The organism is Actinosynnema sp. CS-041913 (assembly GCF_050942485.1).
In the GTDB taxonomy this organism is placed as follows: domain Bacteria; phylum Actinomycetota; class Actinomycetes; order Mycobacteriales; family Pseudonocardiaceae; genus Actinosynnema.
Genome location: NZ_CP192037.1, coordinates 7934409 through 7951448, shown reverse-complemented (window position 1 = coordinate 7951448; position 17040 = coordinate 7934409). Strand labels below are relative to the sequence as shown.

The 17040-nt window shown below is 68.5% G+C and carries 13 protein-coding genes; 6 read left to right on the top strand and 7 right to left on the bottom strand.

Annotated features, from left to right (window positions below):
• Positions 1-101 precede the first annotated feature (101 nt).
• Together ACQPZF_RS35795 and ACQPZF_RS35790 are read left to right on the top strand one after the other, a co-directional pair.
• Positions 102-1193 carry a helix-turn-helix domain-containing protein gene (locus ACQPZF_RS35795; protein WP_433264693.1) on the top strand — a complete coding sequence of 364 codons (1092 nt, stop codon included), beginning with the start codon at positions 102-104 and terminating at the stop codon, positions 1191-1193.
• Positions 1183-2376: a hypothetical protein gene (locus ACQPZF_RS35790; RefSeq protein ID WP_433264691.1), complete on the top strand. Its 1194-nt coding sequence runs from the start codon at positions 1183-1185 to the stop codon at positions 2374-2376. The genes ACQPZF_RS35795 and ACQPZF_RS35790 overlap by 11 nt, the downstream gene beginning before the upstream one ends.
• Before the next feature lie 3 nt (positions 2377-2379).
• Here ACQPZF_RS35790 and ACQPZF_RS35785 read toward each other — a convergent pair whose 3' ends face one another.
• The 4 genes from ACQPZF_RS35785 to ACQPZF_RS35770 all read right to left on the bottom strand — a co-directional run bounded on the left by ACQPZF_RS35785 (position 2380) and on the right by ACQPZF_RS35770 (position 8398).
• Entirely contained in the window at positions 2380-2817 is a 438-nt protein-coding gene (locus tag ACQPZF_RS35785) for a hypothetical protein (protein WP_433264689.1), read from the bottom strand.
• A gap of 452 nt (positions 2818-3269) precedes the next feature.
• The gene (locus ACQPZF_RS35780) at positions 3270-3941 is read right to left on the bottom strand and encodes a hypothetical protein (protein ID WP_433274861.1); all 672 of its coding nucleotides are present in this window, start codon (positions 3939-3941) and stop codon (positions 3270-3272) included.
• 673 nt (positions 3942-4614) lie between these two features.
• Positions 4615-7827, bottom strand: coding sequence for an FxSxx-COOH system tetratricopeptide repeat protein (gene fxsT / locus ACQPZF_RS35775; protein WP_433264687.1), 3213 nt, complete (start codon positions 7825-7827; stop codon positions 4615-4617).
• A gap of 154 nt (positions 7828-7981) precedes the next feature.
• A complete protein-coding gene (locus ACQPZF_RS35770) occupies positions 7982-8398 on the bottom strand; it encodes a DUF6924 domain-containing protein (RefSeq protein WP_433264685.1) in 417 nt (138 codons plus the stop codon).
• A 1204-nt stretch (positions 8399-9602) separates the two neighbouring features.
• Here ACQPZF_RS35770 and ACQPZF_RS35765 point away from each other — a divergent pair.
• The 3 genes from ACQPZF_RS35765 to ACQPZF_RS35755 are packed head-to-tail and all read left to right on the top strand — an operon-like array spanning position 9603 to position 13672.
• The gene (locus tag ACQPZF_RS35765) at positions 9603-11921 is read left to right on the top strand and encodes a CHAT domain-containing protein (protein WP_433264683.1); all 2319 of its coding nucleotides are present in this window, start codon (positions 9603-9605) and stop codon (positions 11919-11921) included.
• 36 nt (positions 11922-11957) lie between these two features.
• Positions 11958-13316, top strand: a complete 1359-nt coding sequence (locus ACQPZF_RS35760; RefSeq protein WP_433264681.1) for a tetratricopeptide repeat protein — start codon at positions 11958-11960, stop codon at positions 13314-13316.
• The gene (locus tag ACQPZF_RS35755) at positions 13313-13672 is read left to right on the top strand and encodes a hypothetical protein (RefSeq protein ID WP_433264679.1); all 360 of its coding nucleotides are present in this window, start codon (positions 13313-13315) and stop codon (positions 13670-13672) included. The genes ACQPZF_RS35760 and ACQPZF_RS35755 overlap by 4 nt, the downstream gene beginning before the upstream one ends.
• A gap of 254 nt (positions 13673-13926) precedes the next feature.
• Here ACQPZF_RS35755 and ACQPZF_RS35750 read toward each other — a convergent pair whose 3' ends face one another.
• Together ACQPZF_RS35750 and ACQPZF_RS35745 are read right to left on the bottom strand one after the other, a co-directional pair.
• Positions 13927-15138: an IS256 family transposase gene (locus ACQPZF_RS35750; RefSeq protein WP_433274859.1), complete on the bottom strand. Its 1212-nt coding sequence runs from the start codon at positions 15136-15138 to the stop codon at positions 13927-13929.
• A gap of 73 nt (positions 15139-15211) precedes the next feature.
• On the bottom strand, positions 15212-15766 hold the full coding sequence (locus ACQPZF_RS35745) for a hypothetical protein (RefSeq protein ID WP_433264677.1): 555 nt from the start codon (positions 15764-15766) through the stop codon (positions 15212-15214).
• Positions 15767-15901: 135 nt separating this feature from the next.
• Between ACQPZF_RS35745 and ACQPZF_RS35740 the strand changes: the two genes are divergently transcribed.
• Positions 15902-16093, top strand: coding sequence for a hypothetical protein (locus ACQPZF_RS35740; RefSeq protein ID WP_433264675.1), 192 nt, complete (start codon positions 15902-15904; stop codon positions 16091-16093).
• 248 nt (positions 16094-16341) lie between these two features.
• On the opposite strand, the gene ACQPZF_RS35735 is transcribed toward ACQPZF_RS35740, so the two are convergent.
• On the bottom strand, positions 16342-16962 hold the full coding sequence (locus ACQPZF_RS35735; protein WP_433264674.1) for a hypothetical protein: 621 nt from the start codon (positions 16960-16962) through the stop codon (positions 16342-16344).
• Between the last annotated feature and the right edge of the window lie 78 nt (positions 16963-17040).

Below are 17040 nucleotides of genomic sequence, written 5' to 3'. Positions count from 1 at the left end.
CGACATCGATGCACTTCGCAGTCGGAGAAACCACGGCTCATCGCGAGCCCGCTACGAGCAACCTGTGGACAGCCGGAATATTCTCACGTATCTTTGCTTGCATGAACGGCTTCGTGGCCGGAGATGCCAACCCGGACCTTCTGGTTGCCGCACGTGAGGCGCACGGGTGGACGCAGAAGCGGCTGGCCGAGCAGCTGACCCGGCTGGCAAAGGCCGAGCCGGAGATCAGCCAGGGCTACGTCTCCCGCGCGGAAAAGGGGTCACTGACGGTCGCCGGCGAGCGGCTCGAGTTGTTCGCGAGCGCCCTGGGTGTGACCCCGGACTTCCTTGTCAGCGACGCGAAGCTGTGGTCGCTGGGCGAAGGGTGTCTCTACCACCGCAACCGCGCGTCGACGAAGGCGTCGACCCTGCGGCGACTGCACGCCCGGATCAACCTCCTGCGCCTCCACCTTCGGAGACTCGCGGTCGACTCCGCCGTGCCCTTGCGGGAGTTCACGCTCGTTCCGATGCGCGTCGGCGGCATCGACGGGCCGGAAGACGCGGCACGCGCGCTGAGGCGGACGCTCAACCTCGCGGAAGGGCCGATCCAGTCCGTGACCGCGGTCGCCGAGCAGGTGGGCGCGCTGGTGGTGCCGATGTCGCTAGGTGGACGCGAGGTGGACGCGACCAGCCTGCACCCTCCAGGTGAGGCGCCAGTGTTCGTGGTGAACACCGACGCGCCGGCCGAGCGTCAGCGGTTCACCCTGGCTCACGAGCTAGGCCACATCGCGTGTGCTCCCGCGCCGGACGTGGACGTTGAGGAGATGGCTCAGGCGTTCGCCAGCGAGCTGCTCGCACCGGCATCCCAGGTGCGAGGCGATCTCCGCGCCATGCCCATCACCCCGGCCCGGTTGTTGCAGCTGAAGGCGCAGTGGCGCATGTCCGCGGCCGCACTGCTGCGCCGCGCGGTCGACCTGGCTGTGATCACGGACTCGCGGTACCGCACGCTCAACACCCAGATGTCCGCGCTCGGCTGGAAGACCGGAGAACCCGAGCCGCTGCCGGACGAGGCGCCGACGGTGGTGCCCGCCCTCGTGGTCGCCGCAGTCCGTTCAACCGGCGGCGTTGACGCCGCGGCCGCGAAGGCGGGAACGACCGCCGAGAACCTCCGAGCAATGCTCGGCGACGATGCGTTGGGGGCAGATGATGACTGATCTCCACGACGGGGGCACCTCCCTGCCGAACGACCGCCCGGCGAGCCCGCTCGCGCAGCTCGCCGACCTCCCCTCGCCGAAGCGCCCGACGGGCAGCGTCGGGGTACTGCTCAATCGCATGCTGATCTACGCGCGTCCGGATCAGGTGCCCGCGCTGCGGCCGCACGTCAACCTGGAGCGCAGCGGGTTCATCATTGCCGGCGCCAAGGCGAACAGCCGCATCAAGTTGCTCGCCGAAGAAGGATTTGCAGGCCTTGTCCTGATCGATCCCGCCGCGTACGAGAAGCATGTCGCGACCGTCGATGCGCCCTTCTGGTCCCCTGAGGACCAACTGCTTCCGACGAGCCTCGAGGACATGATCAACCAACAGTTGATGGCCGGCGCACCCGCGGCGCTCACTCCCACCAAGTTCATCACCGCAGGCGACACCGACTCACTCAAGGCAGCAGCACGGCAGGTCAAACTCCTGCGGCGCAACGACGTGATCTTCGTGGCACCACTGGACATCTCCTTCCTCGACCGAAAATTCATCCGCCAGACGACGGCGATCCTGGCCGATGTCGGCTGCCCGGTCGCGCTCGTGCTCGGCAAGCAGTTCGACCCGCTCGCGCAGGCCGCGGCACGCATCATCCCGAACCTCAGGATGCTCGCGGCGGCGATCGAACTCATGCCGATGCGAACGGACTTCAACGCGTTCGACCTCGTCGCCCACGGTGCCTTCGCCGGCGCGATCGGCACCGGCGGATCCGTCCGGCACACCGTCGAGCCGCCACAGAAACCCATGGCCCGCAAACAGGACCCCTCACCGAGCGTCCTGATCCCCGAACTCATGTGCTGGTGGAAGGGCAACAAGCTCGCTGAACTGTTCGGCGCCAAGGAGCACCTGGCCCCGCGCTGCCCTTGCGAAGTCTGCGCGGGACAGCGTCTGACCAGGTTCCTCCAGCGGACGGACAAGAACAAGGCCATGGCGCACGCAGTGGCCGTCTGGTCCGCCTACGCAGCGGACATGCTGGACGCGCCGACGCTGCGTCAGCGCGCCCAGTACTGGCAGAACATCTGCCGCAACGCGATCGACAACCACAAACTCATCCCCGCCCAGCTCAAGCTGGCGAAGCCGCTCAAGCCGCAGAAGCCCTTGGAGGTCTGGGCCGAGCTGCCACTCTGGCCGACCGACCAACCGTGAGTGTCAGCGGTCGAGCGTGTGGCTATAGACGCGCTCACAGAAGCGCCACCACGCGACGGTCGGCCGCCACTCCGACAGAGGCTCCGGCTCCAACACCACCGCCGGCGCGGACCGGGGACCTACCGCGACGCCGACGCCGTACCACGATGCCTCGGCGAGAACCTCATCAGCATTCTCCGGAAGCTCTCGGGCGACGAACATCCGCGGGCAGTAGGCCGCGAACTCGGAGGCGCGCACCAAGCCGGCACGCCAGTGTGAGCAATACACGACGGCGAGCAGAGGGATCACCGCGGGAACGACAAGCCGGGTCACCGAGCCGCGCGTGAAGCCCACTACCCCGCTAGGCGCCCGCCCGAGCACACGAAGGTTCGACGGACCGACCGCGGAAAGGGGCACCGCCTCCCCGGGAGGCAACCCCATGAGGACGTCGAGCAACTCCATCGAATCAAGATGACCAAGACCGTGACCGCGTCGACGACCATATTCGGCGTCATCGGTGCGATGGACGATCGTCGCCGAGGTACCGAAGATCCGCACTCTCGTCGAGCTCGTACTTCTGTCGGGCAGGGTGAACGCGGTGCCTGACGTCGCTCCCGCCGTGTGAGCTGAGTAGGTCATCATTCGCCACTCCTCAGGAGGGTCGAGGCGACGCGGGGGACGGTCTGCACGGCATGATCCTTCCCTAGCACTCCGAGGCTTGCCCACCCTGGGTGTCACGCCCCAGCGACTACCTTCGAGACCGCACCAGGTCACTGGCATCGAACACTTGTTCGAAGTCATGTGCAAGTCATCACGGGTCCGTTCACGGGGTTCGTCAGCGGCGTGAGAGTCGGACCACCGAGGGTCACGTTCGACACGAGGTTCATGCATCGACTGTTACCCGAGTCCAGCGGTCAACCCGCCGGAACGGCGTGCAGCCTGCTGGTTCCATCCCGACCCGTTCGGATGATGGAGACGAGTATGCGTGAGCGTCGCGCACCGACACCGAGGCGCTTTCGCAGCTTCTCGGCGGAGATCGGGCGCCTGTGTTGCTTCCAGTGACGAGCGTCTTCCTGCCGTGCTCGCTCCAGCAGGTCGTCGTCGATAGGCTTGCCCTGTCCCGATGAAGCTGGTCGCTCGGTGCAAGAGCCCACAGTATCCGCGCGGCCGTCGATTCCCATGTGGACAACGCGATCGACAGGGAGACCAGTCGATTTGCCGCAAGACTCGGCCATCGCCTGCAGGAGTCCGGGTCCAACCTCAGCCCATCCGATCAAGAGCAACGGACCGACCGCGTCGAACGCAGCCTTGCCGTACTGACCGGCGGCTACAGGCTCGGCAACGTTCAAGGCCATGGTGACCAGACTGGCGAACATCAGCAGCCGACGAGCCGGCCGCAACTGAGCCACCGTCGCACCAGAGAACGCCAAGTGCCGAATACCGAGCATGAGCCCGAGAACCGTCAGATCGACAGCAGGTGCCACCAGCGGTGCCACCCACACCGGCACTCCTAGCCGGATGGCGAGGTTGAGCACGTTCCCGAAGCCGAACAAGAACGTCAGGCCTACAACCGCGCCCATGATCACTGTCACTGCCCTCACGACTGGAACTGGGCCGGCACTCGTTCGTGAGGTACGGCCACGACGATCGAGGGCCATCAGTCGCCTCCGCCAGGGTGGTCAACCTCGAAACAGCCCTCGATCACCAACATGCCGGCGGAAAACCGCTGGTCGGAGCTGGGACCGTCTGCGTGTAGCCCTGCCGGGGGCACCCAGAACATGGGCAACATCGACAGTCGGCCGGTTGACACTCGAAGACACCTATCAGGTGTGAGTGTCACCGGCCGATTCTCGATGGCGGGCCCTTGACTTGCGCTTACCGCCGTCTGTCGTGTGGCGTGGTCGAGTACCGGTCACGCGGCATGCCCTAGGGCGGGCAGGGGCTTTGTTGCGGAGTTGCCTGTCGCGTCGACCCGACGAGGCTGATTCGCCCGAGCCCGTCCAACCGCCATTGGCCCAAGGGTGTCCCGCTGGCTCGTTCGGACGTCGGCCTGTCGGCGAAGCGGGTGGGAAGGCGTTGATAGGGCGATGCGCGCGCTCAAGTGCCGCCTGTCCGACGTCGTCTACGCCGGCATGGCCGCCGACCGGTGACAACGTGAGGCTCCGCGATCAGTACCCGCTCCTTCTTGACCTGAAGGGGGTGCCGGAAGTGGATGGTCGTTGTGGCTTGGACGACCGAGTGTTGGGTGGGCTGAGGTGGTCAGGGCTTGGTGGTGTTGTTGATCCAGGTCTGGAGGGCGTCTGCTCGGCTGTGTTGGCCTATGGCGCGGAGGGTGTGGACGAGGGTGTGGGCGGTCGACAGGGTGTCGGGGTGTTCGTCGCCCAGGACGCGGCGGCGTCGGGCCAGCGTGTCCTCGTCCAATTCGCGTGCCGTCTGATGCTCACCCAACCCCGACAGGTCGGCGGCGAGGTTGTGGGCGGAGCGGAGGGTGTCGGGGTGTTCGTCGCCCAGGACGCGGCGGCGTCGGGCCAGCGTGTCCTCGTCCAATTCGCGTGCCGTCTGATGCTCACCCAACCCCGACAGGTCGGCGGCGAGACTGTGGGCGGAGCGGAGGGTGTCGGGGTGCTCGTCGCCCAGGACGCGGTGGCGTCGGGCCAGCGTGTCCTCGTTCAACCCGCGTGCCGTCTGATGCTCACCCAACCCCGACAGGTCGACGGCGAGGTTGTGGGCGGTCGACAGGGTGTCGGGGTGTTCGTCGCCCAGGACGCGGCGGCGTCGGGCCAACGTGTCCTCGTTCAACCCGCGCGCCGCCTGATACTCACCCAACCACCACAGGTCGACGGCGAGGTTGTGGGCGGTCGACAGGGTGTCGGGGTGCTCGTCGCCCAGGACGCGGCGGCGTCGGGCCAGCGTGTCCTCGTCCAACTCGCGCGCCGCCTGATACTTACCCAACCCCGACAGGTTGGCGGCGAGGTTGTGGGCGGACCACAGGGTGTCGGGGTGTTCGTCGCCCAGGACGCGGCGGCGTCGGGCCAGCGTGTCCTCGTCCAACCCGCGCGCCGCCTGATACATACCCGACTCTGCCAGGTCGATGGCGAGGCGATGGGCGGAGCGGAGCGTGTCGGGGTGTTCGTGGCCCAGGACGCGGCGGCGTCGGGCCAGCGTGTCCTCGTCCAACTCGCGCGCCGCCTGATGCTCACCCAACCCCGACAGGTTGATGGCGAGGTTGTGGGCGGAACACAGGGTGTCGGGGTGTTCGTCGCCCAGGACGCGGCGGCGTCGGGCCAGCGTGTCCTCGTCCAACCCGCGCGCCGCCTGATACTTACCCAACCCCGACAGGTTGGCGGCGAGGTTGTGGGCGGACCACAGGGTGTCGGGGTGCTCGTCGCCCAGGACGCGGCGGCGACGGGCCAACGTGTCCTCGTCCAACCCGCGCGCCGTCTGATGCTGACCCGACTCTGCCAGGTCGACAGCGAGGCGTTGGGCGGAGCGGAGCGTGTCGGGGTGTTCGTGGCCCAGGACGCGGCGGCGTCGGGCCAGCGTGTCCTCGTCCAACCCGCGCGCCGCCTGATGCTCGCCCGACTCTGCCAGGTCGATGGCGAGGCGGTGGGCGCAGTGGAGTGTGTCGGGGTGGTCGGCGCCGTGGTGGTCGTGGGCGAGGGTGTGGGCGCGGCGGGAGTGGGGCAGGGCCTGGGCGGGTTGGCCGAGGGTGGTCAGGAAGGCGGAGGTGCGGCGGAGCAGTTCTGCGAGTTGGTCGGTGTGGGGGGTGGGCCGGTCGGTCGCGGTGGCGGTGAGGACGTGGGGCAGGAGTCGCCGCCAGACAGGCCAGGAGGTCGGGTCGTACCACGGGTCGTCGGGGGTGGCCTGGTGGAGCAGGTGCAGCGCGGTGGCGGCCCATCCCTGGCCGGGTTCGGGCACGAGGGCCCGGGTGTCGTGCGCTGTGGTGGTGCGGAGCAGGGCGGCGGGGACGCGGTGCAGGTGGATGGTGTCGCCGATGACGCGGGCCAGGGCACGGCTATGGAGTCGGTCCAGGGTGGCCGCCAGGGCCAGCGGGTCGGCGGTGGTGGTGGCCAGCGGGTCGGGCAGGCAGGTTGTGTGGTCGGGCAGCAGGGTGTGGGGGAAGGGTTCGGGGGCCAGCCAGGCCAGCAGGGTCAGCAGTTGCAGTCCGGCGGGGTCGAGGTCGGCGAGGGCGTCGAAGGCCAGCGACCAGGACGCCGCGACCGACATCCCGGACGGCCCGGACGGCCCGGACGGGCCGGCGGCGGGATCGGGGTGGCCGTGTCTGTGGCGGAGCAGCTCGTCGGCCCGCTCACGCAGCAGCCGCAGATAGGTCCGGGCGGTCAGGGAACCCCCGGCGAGCAGCGCGGCGGCCTGGTCCAGTGCGGAGGGCAGATGGCCCAACGCCTCCGCCACCTCCCCCGCCTGGCCGGGGTCCAGGCCCGGCGCCCGGTCCGCGAGCAGCGCCAGCGACTCGGCGGGGGTGAACGCGTCCACCGGCACAGGGGTGGCGATCCCGGCCCAGTGCGGATTGCGGGAGGTGACGATGACCCGCACCGCCCCGCCGGGTAGGTAGGGGCGCAGCGCATCGGGGTGTTCGGCGTTGTCGAACACCAGCAGCGACCGGGGGCGCACCCGCAGATGGCCCAGCGCCCGCGCGACCGCCACGTCCACCGCGTCCGTGCCCTGCGCCAGCCCCAGCGACCGTGCCAGGTCGGCCAGCCGCTGCGGCACCAGGTCCACACGTTCCGCCGGCACCCACCACACCACGTCGTAGTCGGCGGCGTGTCGGTGGGCGTACTCGATCGCCGTCGAGGTCTTGCCGACCCCGCCCATCCCCGCGATCGCCAGCACCACCACCGGCCCGTCCCCGTCCAACGCCCGCTCCAACCCGCCCAGCAGGTCCTCCCGACCGGTGAACCCGACCAACCGCGCCGGCACGTTCCACACCCCACCAGCGGCCCCGCCCGCAACCCCGACCGAGCCCGGCACCGGAGCAGGGACGGAACGCGGCAACTCGGTCAACGCCTGCACCACCGCCGACTCCAACTCCGCCGGGGACGACACCGACCGCACCGTCAGCCCGCACTCCGGCAGCCGCCGCCGGAACGCCTCCTGCCGCGCCCCGAACTCCTCATCCCGGAACAACGCCAACGGCCCCTCGGCGTCCTCGCCCACCAGGAACACCAACCGGGACAGGCCCGCATCCGTCGCCGCCTCGAACTCCAACTCCGTGTACGACACCTCCGGCCGATCCGGCACCGGCGACCCGTACCGGAACCCCGCCACCAGCACGAACACGTCGCACTCGGCCACCCGCGCACGACACAGCTCAGCCGGAGGCAGGTCACCCGCGGTGAAGTGCTCCATGTCCACCGGCACGTCCCGCACCCGCAGCACGGCCTTCTCCACCGCAGCCACGAACGAGCCGGACACCGGGTACTTCCCCAGCTCGGACGTGTGACTGAGGAACACCCGCCGAACCGGACCACCCACCACAACCCCCGAACCCCGGGAAACACCCACTACCCACAGATCGTCCTGACAACCCACCACGTTCCACAACACCAACACGCACACATCGGCATACGAGTGTGTCCACCGGCACCCGTCCCGGGCGTTCGCGGTGTCAGAACCCCCGGAAGACGCCGCCTGTGTCCACCGATCCTGCGAAGTCCGCCCAGTCCATGTTCGCCAGGTTGATGTTGTTCTCCACACTCCACAGCTCGGAGGGCAGCACCCGGAACGGCCTGTCGTCACGCCGGTCGCCGGGTCCGCGCGGGAGGACCCAGACGGCGAGCACGGGGAACTCGGCGTGGACGAGGGTCCTCCGGTCCGCGAGAAAGGACACCAGCGGGCCGGGCCTCTGCTCCGCCTTGAGCGCTTCGGCGCCCAGGCCCGCGAACGCCAGGTCGTCCACGGGCGTCACGTTCGCCAGGAACCCGTCATCGCTGGGAGTCCGCACCAGCCGGACCAGGCACTCCCATGCGGCGTCGTCGCCGAACCACGTGCGAACAAGGACCGATGTGCCCGGTAACGCCGCCATGCCTAACCGTAGCGGCGGCCACGACGCGAGCCCCGGTACCGGAACAGGCTCGACAGCACCCGCATCGCGGCACAGACAGACGAGAGCGCGTTGGTAGCGCCGCACAGGTCCGAACCCGTCGCCACGAACCAGCACCACTAAACGCCCAGCTCACAGGCATGATCACTGAGCGCGCAGATTGGTGTCCCTCCGGGGGCACCGAAAACATGGGCAACATCAGCAGGCGGACGGCTGGTACTCGAAGACACCTACCAGGTGTGAGTACCAGCCGTTTGTTGATGGCGGCTTGGCCCCGCCCAGCCCGGTGCCACACCGACGGGGCGGTCTGTGGACGACGCTGCTTCGTGATCGCCAGCCGCCGGCCACATGTGCTCTGCCTCCCGGTTCGTCGACCACGTCGCGGCCAGGCTCGCGGCTGTCCAGGTGCCCACGGCAGTCGGCAGTTCGACATCGACGGGTCACCGTTGGGCGCACCCGCATCGCGGCGCGAGCGGAGGTTCATGGAAGGGCGGACTAGGCCAGGAGTATCGGCTGGTCCGGCTCGGCGGCTTGTGAAACCGGCTACCGCTGCGCAACCACATTCTGGGTCCGCGCGCGCGTCACACCCGTGAATCGTGCTTTCACTGCCGAGTCGCCGTTTCGTATCCGCTGGTCGGCCTTGTCGTTGTCCTTTGGTGTTTCTACCTCCTCGATCGGGCTATTCGGGGCTTCGCCGGGGACGGTCGGGGGAACCTCAGGCGCGGCGGCCGGTGGAGCGGAGCGCATCGGGTTCTGTGGCAGGCAAGTCGGGTTGGAGCGGTTCGCCTGGGCGGAGGTGGTGGCGAGGTCCGGTTCTGCCGCCGGTGTCGATGACCGGGCGGCCACTGCGGGTTCCGGTCGGTGGGCCGTTGCCCGACGGGCCGTTGTCGCATTGTCGGTGGCGGCAAAGGGTGTCCTGAAGGCCGGCGGGTGGACCGGTAGGGCGTGGTCGTCCCACTTGTCGATCGGGCATCGTCTACCGGTGGGCCGATCGGGATTAGGTCGCGTTGCTTGTCCGCATTTCTGCGGATCGGAGGTTGGGGGGATTGGGTGCTGTTGGTGTAACGGTGTGGGAGTGGGCTTCGAATAGGGGCGTGAGAGGGGCTCTGGTGTCGTGGTGGACAGGCTGCTGATCGATGTGGGGACTGACGGGCGGGTGTCGGTTTCCGCGTGGCTCGAGGGTGAGTTGCCGACTCCGGTCGGGGCTGCGGTGGAGTTGGGTTGGCCGTTGAGCGTCGAGGAGTTGGAGGACCTCCGGTGGTATCTGGAGGACTACCTGCGGGCGCCGTTCGGGGTGTACGAGTCGCGGGGGTCGGAGGTCGCGGGTTGTCTGCCGCGGTGGGGTGAGGCGATGTTCGCGGCGGTGTTCGGGGCTGGTGCGGCGCGGGACGCGTATGTGGCGGTGCGGTCGCGGTCGCGGAGGTCGTCGGAGGTGGTGGTGCGCTCGGCGGTGCCGGGCGTGTTGGGGTTGCCGTGGGAGTTGATGCGGGACCCGGCGGTGGGGTCGCCGTTGGTGTTGGACGGGTTCGGGTTGAGTCGCAGTGTGCCGTCGGCGGCGCCGGGGACGACGTTCGACGTGGCTGGTGAGCGGTTGCGGGTGTTGATGGTCATCTCACGTCCGGCGGGCGCGGCGGACGTGGGGTACCAGATGATCGCGCGGCCGTTGGTGCGCACCTTGGAGATGGTGCGGGGTCGGGTGGAGTTGGTGGTGCTGCGGCCTCCGACGCTGGAGGCGCTGGAGCGGGTGCTGGCGGGAGCCGCCGATGCCGGTGAGCCGTTCCAGGTGGTGCACTTCGACGGGCACGGCGTGTTGACCGGGGCCCGTGCGGCAGGTTCGGGTGCGCCGTGGACGTTCGCCGGCGGCGCGGGCGAGGGTGTGCTGGCGTTCGAGAAGGCCGACGGCGGTGGTGCGGACCACGTGCCGGCCGAGCGGGTCGGCGGGGTGCTGGCGCGGGCTCGGGTGCCGGTGGTCGTGCTCAACGCCTGTCAGTCCGGGGCGGTGGGCCGGCAGTTGGAGGCTGCGGTCGCGACGCGGTTGCTGGCAGGGGGCGCGTCGGCGGTGGTGGCGATGGCCTACAGCGTCTACGCGGTGGCGGCGGCGGAGTTCATGACCGCGTTCTACGAGCGGCTGTTCGCGGGGGACTCGGTCGCACGGGCGGTGCGGGAGGGGCGGGCGAGGATGGCGCAGCGCCCCGAGCGGCCCAGCCCGAAGGGGTGGCTGCCGTTGGAGGACTGGGCGGTCCCGGTGCACTACCTGCGTCGTGATGTGCGGTTCCCGGAGCTGCGCCGCGTCCCCGGCGCGCGGGGCGCGCTGGCGTTGGGCGAGGCGTTGGACCGCGTCCGCGAGGGCGAGACCGGGCTCGACGCGCGGGACCCTTGGGCGGCCACGGGCGAGTTCGTCGGCCGGGACGGGCTGTTCCACACCTTGGAGGTCGCCGCCCGGACCGGTCGGGTGATCGTGCTGCAGGGCACCGGGGGCACGGGCAAGACGGAGCTGGCCAAGGCGTTCGGGCGCTGGTGGCGTGACACCAGGGCGGTGCAGCGCCCGGAGTGGGTGATTTGGCACTCGTTCGAGCCCGGCGTGGCGTCCTTCGGTCTGGACGGCGTGCTCGCGACCATCGGTCTGGCGTTGTTCGGCACGGAGTTCGCCCGCCTGGAACGGCCGCAGCGCCTTGATGCAGTGCTCACCGCGATGGGAGAGCACCGGATCTTGGTGGTGTGGGACAACTTCGAGTCGGTGGCCACGATGCCCGATCCCACCGCGGCGACGCCGGCTCTGGATGCGGCGGCGCGGGAGGAGCTGCGGGACTTCCTGCGCCGGGTCGACGCCGGCGGATCGAGCGTGGTCCTGGTGACCAGCCGCACCCCGGAGGACTGGCTGGGCGAGGTGCGCCGGGTCGAGGTCGGCGGCCTCAACCACGAGGAGGCCGTGCAGTACGCCAACCAGCTGCTGGCCCCGTACCCGGCCGCCGCACCGCGCCGCGCCCACCGGGCGTTCGCCGAGCTGCTGCACTGGTTGGACGGTCACCCGCTGAGCATGCGCGTGATCCTTCCCCACCTCGCCGACCACGACGCCGTGGACATCCTCGACGGGCTGCGGGGAACGGGCGCGTTGCCCCGTGGTCACGGCACCGGGCGCACGGGATCGCTGACCGAGAGCATCGACTACTCCCTGGCCCACCTCGATCCCGACACCCGCCAGGCCCTACACGTGGTGTCGCTGTTCCACGGCGTGGTCGATGCCGATGTCCTCGGCCTCATGTCCGCTGCGGTCGACAGCCCCACCGCGCTGCCGGGTCGCGACAACCGAGGATGGGCGGCGGTGCTCGACCGGGCAGCCGATGTCGGACTGCTCACCGCCCTGGGCGGGGGAATGTGGGCGATCCATCCCGCGCTGCCCTCCCACCTTGCCACACACTGGCAAACCTCGGACCCCGACCACTACGCCGACCACCGCGCCGCCGCGGAACTCGCGCTGCTGCGCGCACACGCCACCTTCGCCTGATGGCTGCTGGACCAGATCCGGGCGGGCGATGCCGGGATGGCGCTGACCGTGCTCGGCCTGCAACGACGAACCCTGGGTCACTGCCTCGGCCACGCACTCGACCTCGGCTTGTGGGAGGAAGCCCAAGACATCGCCCAGCCCCTGGATGACTATCTGGATGTCGCAGGCTTGGCCGAGGAAGCCCGCGCATGGGTCGACAGGGCCCGCGACGTCCTGGAGGACCCGGTCGGAACCGCGCCTACGCTCTCCACGAGCGCGGGAAACCTCTGGCTGTTCCTCGTCGGCACCCAGGCCAACCGACAACTACGAGCCGGCGACCTCGACGCCGCACACACCACCTACACCAGCATCGTCGACGTACTGAACACACACGCCGAGACCGAATGGAAACACCGCACTACCGCTGTCACCTATCACCAACTGGGCATGGTCGCCCAGCTTCGTGGGCGGTTGGAGGACGCCGAACGCTGGTACCAGCAATCCCTCGAAATCGAGGAACAGCTCGGCAACCGGCCAGGTATGGCCCGCGGCTACCACCAGCTCGGCATGGTCGCCGAGCTTCGTGGGCGGTTGGAGGACGCCGAACGCTGGTACCAGCAATCCCTCGAAATCGAGGAACAGCTCGGCAACCGGCCAGGTATGGCCCGCGGCTACCACCAGCTCGGCATGGTCGCCGAGCTTCGTGGGCGGTTGGAGGACGCCGAACGCTGGTACCAGCAATCCCTCACCATCTTGGAGGGGCTCGGCGACCGGCCAGGTATGGCCGGCAGCTACCACCAGTTCGGCATGGTCGCCGAGCTTCGTGGGCGGTTGGAGGACGCCGAACGCTGGTACCAGCAATCCCTCGAAATCGAGGAACAGCTCGGCAACCGGCCAGGTATGGCCCGCGGCTACCACCAGCTCGGCATGGTCGCCGAGCTTCGTGGGCGGTTGGAGGACGCCGAACGCTGGTACCAGCAATCCCTCACCATCTTGGAGGGGCTCGGCGACCGGCCAGGTATGGCCGGCAGCTACCACCAGCTCGGCATGGTCGCCGAGCTTCGTGGGCGGTTGGAGGACGCCGAACGCTGGTACCAGCAATCCCTCACCATCTTGGAGGGGCTCGGCGACCGGCCAGGTATGGCCGGCAGCTACGCCCAGTTTGGCCTGCTCGCCGAACAACGGGGCAACGAGCGCCAGGCGATCACCTGGGCATTGCGCTGCATCGTTCTGTTCCCCGACTTTCCTCATCCCTACGCCGGAAGCGCGCCCAGCCAGCTAGCACGACTGACCCACAAACTCGGCGAGTCCGTGCTGGAGCATCTCTGGACTCAGCTGACCGGCCATGCTCTCCCCGAACACATCCGCACCTACGTTCACAACCACCCCCCTGAGAACGGCGGCGACAATCGATGACCGAGAACACCACACCACACCCCGCGATCGAGAAAGCGGCACTCGCCACCGCCGACCGCCTGGCCTCCGAGCACGGCCCGCGACTGCGCACCGACGTCCTCGCCGCCCTACACGCCCCCGACCACTCCCCCGGGCAGTACCTCGACCCCATAGCCCTGGCATCCCTCATCGTCAGCGCCGCCACCCTGGCCTGGACCATCTACCAAGACCTCCGGACCACGAACCCGAAACTCGAAGCGGACACCATCGCCCGCCGCATCCGCCTCGAACTCCCCGCCGACAATCCCAACCCGCAACAACGGGACTCCATCATCGAAATCGTGGTGGAAGAGATCACCGAGAACGACAACGACTGATCCGGCTCACCGCCGATGAGGCCACCCGGAAACCGATCGCGTGATCAAACCTCATATGCAGCACCAACTACATCCACCGAGGTCGCCCGCACCGATACGCCCGCTCGTCGGCATGAGCGGACGTTGGTTCGCCGCTGCGCAAGCGCGCAGGTTCGAGCCCGGTGCCTGCCCACATGAAGCTTCAGATGAACCCCCAACGACACACCGAAACACAGCTGGGTCTATCTCGTGATCGGTGTGTCCGGCGTTGTTAATCAGTAGGTTTCGGCGTTCGGCCAGCGGTCACCAAACGTGACGGCGAAGGCGTTGAGCACGGGCTTCCAGCGCATCGTCCACCTGGCGCGGCCCGTTCCGGTGGGGTCGAGGCTGCGGGTGACAAGGTACAGGCACTTCATCGCGGCCTGTTCGGTCGGGAAATGCCCGCGGGCGCGGATCGCCCGGCGGTAGCGGGCGTTGAGCGACTCGATCGCGTTGGTGGAGCAGATCATCCGCCGGATCTCGACGTCGTAGTCGAGGAAGGGCACGAACTCGTCCCAGGCGTTGCGCCACAACCGGATCATCGCCCCGTACTTACGGCCCCACTGCTCCGCCAGGTCCTCCAGCGCGGCGGCCGCGGCGTCGGGGGTCGGGGCGGTGTAGATCGGGGTGATGCCCCGTTTCACCGCGTCCCAGTCCTGGCGGGCCACCAGCCGGAAGGTGTTGCGGATCAAATGCACGACGCAGGTCTGCACGACGGTCCGCGGCCACACGTTCGCCACCGCGTCGGGCAGGCCCTTGAGCCCGTCGCAGACCAGGAAGAACACATCGTGCACGCCGCGGTTCTTCAGGTCGACCAGCACGCTCATCCAGAATTTGGCGCCCTCGCCGCCGGTGCCCATCCACAGCCCGAGCACGTCCTTGCGCCCGTCCACCGTGACGCCGATCGCGGCGTAGACCGGCCGGTTGGCGACCTGGCCGTCACGGACCTTGACCACGATGGCGTCGAGGAACACCGCCGCGTACACCGCGTCGAGCGGGCGGCCCACCCAGTCGTTCATCTCCGCGACGACCTTGTCCGTGATGCGAGAGACCGTCTCCCTCGACACCGAGGCGCCGTAGATCTCGGCGAAGTGCGCCGAGATCTCACCGGTGGTCAATCCCTTGGCGTACAACGACAACACGATCTCGTCGACATCGGTGAGGCGACGTTGCCGCTTCTTGACGATCTGCGGTTCGAAGGTGCCCTCCCGGTCCCGAGGCACCTCGATCCCCACCTCGCCGGCCGCGTCCGAGATCACAGTCTTCGACCGCGTACCGTTGCGCACGTTGGTCGACTCGCGCCCGGGTTCCGCCCGGTTCTTCTCGTGGCCGAGATGCTCGGTCATCTCCTCGGCCAGGGCGGTCTCCAGCACGTTCTTGGTGAACAGCTTGAGCAGGCCGTCCGGACCGGTCAACGCCAGCCCTTGTGCTTTGGCCTCGGCCACCATCGCCGCCGCGGCGGCCTGCTCCGGCGACAGCTGCCGCCCGGTTCCGGTCTCGCTCTTCCGTGCGCCCACAAGCTCAGATGTCATCACTCACAGTGCCCATCCCGCCGGACCCCAGGCCCGGCGTGTCGGGCCGGACACACCGATCTTGAAACAGTCCCCCACAGCTCAGAGCACGCGCCAGGGGTTCCATTGGTGCAGAGCCGTCTCCTGCCGGGGGCACTACACAGACGGTCCCGTTGGGGAGATCTTGCATCTCCATGGCGGGGCCTTTCTGTTTCGGGAAGGGAATGACCACCGCCTCCTGCGTCGTGCCGGAGACGGCGTTGATGGTGTCGCCCAGCAGCGTCACGCGGCACGTGGCGGTGCGGTTGCCGTGGTCGTAGTGGATCTCCAGGCGGAGGGCTTCGAACAGCCGGCGTGAAAGTTCGTCCGGGAGTTCGACCAGGTCGACCGGGGTGATCGGGAGGTAGTCGAGCAGGGTCGGGTTGGGTGCTCGCTGGACCTTGTTCTCGGCTTCGGCGAGTTGACGCGCCAGTTCGTCCCGTTGGGACCGGAGGTCGGCTCGCCGCTCGTTGATGTCGCGGATGAAGGCTTGGTCGACGTCGTCGGTGACTTCGAGGGTGCGCACGAGGCGCTTGCTCTTGGTCTCGGTCTCCGTGATGGAGCGGCGGAGCGCGACGATCTTTGCAGAGCACGCAGAAGAGGTAGCTGCGGAGTTTGTAGATCCGCTTCGCCTGTGGGTTCCGGCTCTTGGTAGTGGTGCGTGACCGCTCGCGCCGTTCCGCGACCAGCCGTACCGATATTCACCCGGCAGGAACCGCTCACAGCCGACAAGGTCGCCGCGATCCGGCTCGCGGCCCTGTGCCTGGCCCACGAACCCGAGGCTCGACGGATCACCGCGCTCGGCGACGCCTTCCGCCGCATCTTTGTCGGGATAACCGTGCTTGCGAGTTGAACTTGGCCCTGAGCGCTACACAGTAATCGGCGCCATCGACGAGCCTTGATGCCATCGGCGAATAAATGATGCGTGTCAGTACCGTCACGCCGAAAGGTTTGCGACAACTTCCGGCAGATTGCGGCTGTAGTTTCCGCGCAAGAAGCAGGCGCGGCGCAGCGCCCGAGAGTCAGTGGAGGGGTCCGCGTTGGCAGCCGAGGCCATCAGGGCGGGCCGCTCGGGGTCGACAATGCGGCACCCACACGGGACTATTCTTGGCGCGCAATGAACCGCTCGGATCGCCGTCGGCGCTGATCGCCGATCACGACCCCCGTGTGTATCGCTATCACCAGAACCATGCCGATGCCAGCTACGACCTGCCACCCGAGTTCGTCATCGACAACATGGGAGCCCAGTCGCCCGTCCGGGTCGTAAGCCACCAGCAACCGGGTGCCACGATATTGGTCGGTGGCGTCGTCTCCCCTCTGAGCCGCCACCGGGTTCCCCACCTCGTCGGTGCGCCCGTCGTCGCAGGCCAGTCGACGATAGGTGTGGGTGTGCTCACCGCCGGGATTGAGTTGGTGCCAGACGTGTGCCTCGACCACGGTGCACATGTGGCGTGAGGCAACGAAGTTGAACGCGATTACATAGGCGGCGAGGGCTGTTGCGACCAGGACAACGCCACTGGCGAACACCCAAGATCCTTCGGGCTCGTCCTCGACGTGGAGGTGGATGTGGAAGCCCACCACGAAGGCCAGCGCCACGCAGACCGGGACGAGCAAGAGGTACAGCGGGTGGACACGTAGCGCCAAGTAGGCGACGCCGACGAACGCCGCGGCCACCAGCGGCGCCGCGCAGAACGCGATCAGCAACCGCAGCGTGAACCTCACCCTCCCACTCTATCCGCTGATCCTCCTTCGCGGGGCGGCTCACCAAGCGAGGCACCACAGGTCAGTGATCAACTATTG